This is a genomic window from Okeania sp. (assembly GCF_983059655.1).
Window position 1 is genome coordinate 1 of the sequence record NZ_CEZPJD010000465.1, and the last position, 6,169, is coordinate 6,169.

Genomic DNA, 6,169 nt, shown 5'->3' on the forward strand with positions numbered 1-6,169 from the left:
GGAGGCTTTAAACCCGAATTATTTAATTATTAATAAGTTAATTATTCGGTAAATATTCAGCGATTTTAGCAGGATTAATTCCGCGATTAGCAAAAGCAAAAAATTGACTATTTACATTTTTTCGTCCTAGAGAAGACCCTTTTTATAATCTTGCTCAAGCTTTAGTTCCACTCTATATTCCAGAAATTGATCAAACAGAATTAGAGGCTGAAACAAATAAACTAAAATCTTCACTTGAAAATAAAACTACTTCGTTATCAAAAATTATTGATAAAATACAGCAAAAATATCCACGGAATCGTATCTTAATTATTGCAGATCAATTTGAACAACTCTACACTTTTTGTACTGATGGTGAAACCCGATACAAGTTTATTAATGCTCTCTTACAAACGTTTCAAAATTCCACAGAAAAATCCTTTTTGTCAACAAAGTTAATTACTACAATAGGAACAAATTTTTTAGAAAATGCTGAGTTCCATAAACCTTTAGCGGATGTCTTGAAAAAAGATGGAATTACCTTAGAACAAATGAAGTCAGACCAACTAAGAGAAGTCATAGAAAAACCAACTCAAAAATTGGGAATTGAAGTTGAAAAAAGATTGGTTGAACGCCTAATTGAAGATGTCATTGAAAAAGAGGAACGTCTAGCTTTATTAGCATTTTCCCTAATTGAATTATGGGAAAAACAAAATGGTAAACAGCTAACATATAGAGCTTACGAAGAAATTACTGAAAATGAATATATAGCCGAGGTTTACAAGAGAGAACAAAAAAAGCGGGCAGAGCAAAAAAAGCGTCCTGAACAAAATAATTTAACAAAAAAAACTAGCAAAAATAATACAATTAGTAAAACACCAATAGTATATAGAATTGTAATTTTATTATTTTTGTTTTTTGTTGGAATGCCTGTAGTTTTAGAATTTTTTCCAATTATTTTTGATAGTCCAGTTAGGATTATATGCAAGCTCAAAGATAAGTGCTAAAGCTGGAGATAGTTTTCATATAAATATTTCTTTTAAGAAAAAAACAAAACACAAGCTTTTTTTGAATAAGTTAAACTAAAAATTAGTCAAGGTTAAGTTCACAAAGGAAATCTAAGTTATGTCAGATAACACAATCAATTTCACGAATCAAGGAAATGCTTCTATTTATGGAAAACAAGTTGGTATTGACAAACAATATAACTATAACTCTGAACAACAGAAAACACTCGCTGAAGCTGCACAGGAAATTCAAGATTTACTCAACCAACTTGAAAAAAGTTATTCGACTAAGACCATAAGTGAGCAAGAATTAGGTAAGAAATTGGCGAAAATTATCGACCAAAACCCTAGTTTGAAGAAGAGAATTTTCAGCGCAATTAAGTCTGGTAGTTTAACTGCTCTACAAGAAGTTGTAGATAATCCTGCGTTTAATATTGCCTCTGCTTTTTTACAAGGTTTCTCTAACCCATAGAAGTTATTAGGAATGAGGATTTATTAACTTCCAGATTTCCTGCACAGAAGTATTTCAGTGGAATAATCCTAGGCAAAAACTTTGGTTCTTATTTAATTCTCATTCCTTACTTTTCTACAGTTTATTTGCAAGATAATCTTTGTAAAGCACGTCATTAATTTACGAAGATTTGACACAATAAATACTTTAGAAATAATTCCACTGGTTAAATATTTAAGATGACCAATATCATAAACTAAATTTCTATGCCCCATACTGATGCTCCATACTGAAAACCTTGAGTGTCATTATGAGGCATATACTTATGAAATACAAAAAATTGTGCAAATATACGAATCTCCCCATCTCCCCACACCTCCGAACCTCCCACACTCCCTATCAATCTTTGGTAGCAAACATTAACTTATTTCAGATTAGTTTTATAGGGTGTGCAAGTTGTCAAATTGTCATATTGACTCATAAAAATCTTCAAGACTTAACTTAAAATTAGTAATCAAGTAGAAATTTATTCTGAAAAATAATTATTATGGATACTGAAAAAAAATCTTTTAAAGTCAAAATAACCTATATTAATGGAGAAACTCAAACTTTTGAAGTTTCAGGACAAGGATGGGAAGATATTGGTATTGCTAGTCGTCTTTTTCAATTACAAAAATCTGATAAATTAGTTTTACAATTAACAGATAATAGTATTCAAGTTATTCCCTACAGTAGCATCTTATATTTAACAGTCGATCCTGCACCTCCTAAACTGCCAAAAGATGTAATTACTGGAGTGACTTTGTTATAAGTTGAAAAGGATTTACATTGATTTTAGTAACACAAGTTTCCAGTCTGTAAAAAGCAGAATTTTTGTTAAAAAAATATAGGCTAAAGAAGATTATATTAGACATCTTCAATAATAAAAAATCAAATCAATTATCCCACAGAAATTGTCAATTATTTCCCCCTACCTTCCTACTGCCTCTTTTCGAGAGATTATTGTATGAAATGAAAGAAATAAATCAATACTCAGATAAATTCTTTGTAGTCCGAAAGTTACTGACTGAAAAGCAATGTGATAAATACATAGAAATAGCTGAATCTATTGGATTTGAACCAGCGACTATCACAACAAGTCAGGGATTTGTTATGGACAAAAGTATTAGAAATAATGATAGAGTTATTTTCGATGATGAAAAATTAGCAAAAGAATTATTTGAAATAACAAAGCCTTACATTAGAAATCCTTGCAAAAGATTATATTGTGTTGGTTTAAACGAGAGATTTAGGTTTTATAAATATTCTCCTGGTCAAAAATTTGATTGGCACTATGATGGTTACTATGAAAGAGAAAATGGTGAACGTTCGAGATGGACTTTATTGTTTTATCTAAATGATGGTTATGAAGGTGGCTCAACAAAATTTAGAAGTACAGAAGTAGTGGGAAATAAAGGAGATGCTTTGTTTTTTTTACATCGTCAATTGCATTGTGGTGACATGGTAAAATCAGGCATTAAATATGTTTTGCGCACTGATATTATGTATGAAGCTTAGAGTAATTAGCTATTAGTTGAAGGTATAATTCAACAATTAAAAATTGATAATTACCTCTCCTTGAAAAGAAGAGGATTTACTCAAAGGAAAAATTTTTCTTCTCTCGGTCGATTGGATATGGTTCAATACGGTTCAGTTAAACATTTTTTTGCAGTTCTGTAGACAGACAATGGTTACTATTAGTGGATTAGTAGGGAGTTGGTGGTTAAATTTATTGTAAGTATTCAGCTATTAATATTCTTGTATAACTCCTTATACCAATTAAAAAAAAGAATATTACAAGTGGTAGGGATTTTGCATACAACGTCTCTACGAAAGAAGGGGTCATTTCAGTTATCAGTACCTCCGACTAAAGCCCTATCCATTACCCACATCTTTACTTAACATAAGGTTTGACAAAATCTAGAGATTGTGTATTCTCAAAAGAAAGACTCTGAGTTTAACCAAAAGTCAGTCAATGGAACAGTGGATCACAGCAGAACCAGAAAGAACTGAATTAGGGTATAAAAGAAGGACTAAAAGTCCACTCAGTTTTAACAGCAAGTACACAGGGAATACCACTAGGCATTATTGAACAAGAGGTATGGTCGAGAAATGAAGCTGAATTAGGAAAAAAGGTAGACTATAAAACTTCTGCCCTCTGCCTTCTGCCTTTAAGCCAAAATCTCTGTACTCTATGAAACATTAAAACTGCTATAATCCAGCAGTTCTCATAATTTGAGATAAGGAATTAATGTTGACAAAAATATTACTGAAGCGACATCTCTGACTGTATGGTAAAGAAGCTAGTCGTTTAGCTTTTGGGTCATTAAAACTACTCTCGCCCAAAAGATAATAATAATCTAACTGACAATGGTTACTAATAATCCAATAAGTTACTATCACATAAATTGGAGAAAATATTTCAATAATCTTAGTTCCTGGAGAACAAAACATTATGTTAGTAAGTCCAGCACCATGAGGAGATATTACAGCTTCAGCTTTAGCCAACAAAGCAACTTGTTCTGACACTGTTAGAGATTCCAAAACTACGCTCTGAAAGCCAAATTTTTGGATAAATTCCATGACCTGTTTTTCATTAATAACATGACGAACATCAGCTTTTTTTCGGCTAATATATATCCGCAAACTATCGGATGATTTTGCAACTTTTTTTTCAGTCAAAAATTCATTTCTCAAAAATTCACAGCCCCACTTAGTAACCCTCAATTCATCACTATTTCTTGTTATTATTGGTGATGGAACTATTAAATTTTGAGATTGAATATGAGGATGAGCATCTATATGATCATCTATTCTAATAATTTTGTCTAGGGGAATATCTAATAGTTTTAGAGTTTCTATTTGATATGGTTTATAGGATATATGAAAAGCGAATTTATCAATATTTTCCATATCTATATTACTCTGACGTAAAAGCTTAATACATGGAAGTACCTGACACATCCATGTAAAATAGTTTTGGAAGCCTAAAATAATAGCTACTGTTCCATCAATTTTAAAAATAGGAGGTTTTTTGGGAGACAACATAACTAATTCTTCAGGATACTTTTTTCGGCGAGATACTTCCTGTACAAGTTTATTATCTGAAGTAATGACAACAAAACCTAACTTATAGATCCAAGCTTTTCCATGAGGAACTATAGCAACAAATGTTTCAGGGGAAGTTAAATGATTTGTAGTGAAATTCTTATGGATATTCTGTTTGACAGTTTTTGGAGGTATTAAATGGCATTGATAAGCTGAACCAATTTTTATGTGATTGATATTATTATTAGGACTGTTAATAGATGTAACTTCCCAGTCTATGAGCTTCTTTAAAAACTTAGCTGGAAGACGTAACTCATAACAAGAAAGAGCTTCTTCTGAGTAGCCAAGTTGTTTGAGACTATCTCCCAAATATTGGTGAATTTTCTCAGATTTTGGTTGAATTTTAAGTCCTTGTAAATAGTAATTAATCGCTTCAATCCACTTACTTTGCTCGGCAAGAATAAGTCCTAAATTACAATAATCTTCTACCTTTGGCTTCAGTTTAATAGCATAATGGTAAGAAGCAGCAGCTTGCTCTAAATTCCCTAGTCGCTGGAAAACATTTCCTAAATGACGGTGAAGCAAATCCATTTTTGGACTAAGTTTTATGGCATGCTGATATGATGCTACAGCTTGCTCTAAATTCCCTAATTTTTGTAGAGTATCTGCCAAATGATGATGAAGTTTAGGTATATTTGGATTTAGTTCTATGAGATATTTATATGCAGCAATAGCCTCTTTTAATCTGCCCTGTTTTTTTAAAGCTATTGCTAATTTATCACTATCTCTAAATAAATATGGATGAAGGTGAATAGCTTTTTGATAGAAAGGAACAGCCTCAAACCATTTTTTTTGTTTAAATAATACCTCTGCTAAGTTGTAGTAAGGCCAGCAAAAATTTTGGTTCAAGCTTATAGACTGACGATAAAATGAGACTGCTAGATCAAGTAACCCTTTTTTAGCAAATAATTCTCCTAATTTGTTATATGATTGATACATATTAGGATTAATTTTTATAGCAGATTGGAAACAAGCAACTGCATCATCTCTTAACTTTTTCTCTAGCAATACTTCTCCTAATTTGTGATGATGCCAAGCAGAGTTATAGTTAAGCTCTATTGCTTGAGTATAAGCTTTTACAGCTTCATCTAAGCGACCTAATTTTGTCAATACTTTTCCTAGGTAGTGATAAGACCAAGAAAATTTTGGATTTACTTCAATAGCTTGATGATAAGCATTAATTGATTCTTCTAGGTTGCCTTCTAGTTGTAGTTGATGAGCTAATATAAAATAATTCGATGGCATTTTTTTGATTATGGCTATGAAAAATTATGATGCAAAAATTATACTCCCTTTTATCTAATCTAACTATATTGAATTGAGGAAAAATCATAATTATCCCAATATGTATGCCTGAGTGATTGCTACATCATCTGATAATACCCTTTGATTTATCTCTAAGTTAATGCCACCTAGTTGAGAAAAAAGATATTAACTGCAAACAGAAGATTTGAAAAATCAAGAGATATGATAAATCTGAGAGGAGAATTATCCTCAAGATCAATATAGACTATAGCTAGTAACAAATATTAAAGAGCATGGAAAATATTTCAAATCAATCCAATAAAAGTTTAGGGCGATCGCT

General features: G+C 31.3%; 4 protein-coding genes and 1 pseudogene. 4 read left to right on the forward strand and 1 reads right to left on the reverse strand.

All coding sequences use genetic code 11. From position 1 onward, the window contains the following. Positions 1 to 125: 125 nt before the first annotated feature. The 4 genes and pseudogenes from AC3DU7_RS21900 to AC3DU7_RS21915 form a co-directional block, all read left to right on the forward strand. A pseudogene (locus AC3DU7_RS21900) lies at positions 126 to 986 on the forward strand (nSTAND1 domain-containing NTPase); the annotation flags it as partial. 118 nt (positions 987 to 1,104) lie between these two features. Continuing rightward, positions 1,105 to 1,458, forward strand: a complete 354-nt coding sequence (locus AC3DU7_RS21905) for a hypothetical protein (protein ID WP_488041422.1) — start codon at positions 1,105 to 1,107, stop codon at positions 1,456 to 1,458. A 526-nt stretch (positions 1,459 to 1,984) separates the two neighbouring features. Continuing rightward, the gene (locus AC3DU7_RS21910) at positions 1,985 to 2,248 is read left to right on the forward strand and encodes a hypothetical protein (protein WP_488041423.1); all 264 of its coding nucleotides are present in this window, start codon (positions 1,985 to 1,987) and stop codon (positions 2,246 to 2,248) included. Between the two features lie 200 nt (positions 2,249 to 2,448). Beyond that, positions 2,449 to 2,994, forward strand: coding sequence for a 2OG-Fe(II) oxygenase (locus tag AC3DU7_RS21915; protein WP_488041424.1), 546 nt, complete (start codon positions 2,449 to 2,451; stop codon positions 2,992 to 2,994). 693 nt (positions 2,995 to 3,687) lie between these two features. On the opposite strand, the gene AC3DU7_RS21920 is transcribed toward AC3DU7_RS21915, so the two are convergent. Then, on the reverse strand, positions 3,688 to 5,829 hold the full coding sequence (locus AC3DU7_RS21920) for a tetratricopeptide repeat protein (RefSeq protein ID WP_488041425.1): 2,142 nt from the start codon (positions 5,827 to 5,829) through the stop codon (positions 3,688 to 3,690). Positions 5,830 to 6,169 lie beyond the last annotated feature (340 nt).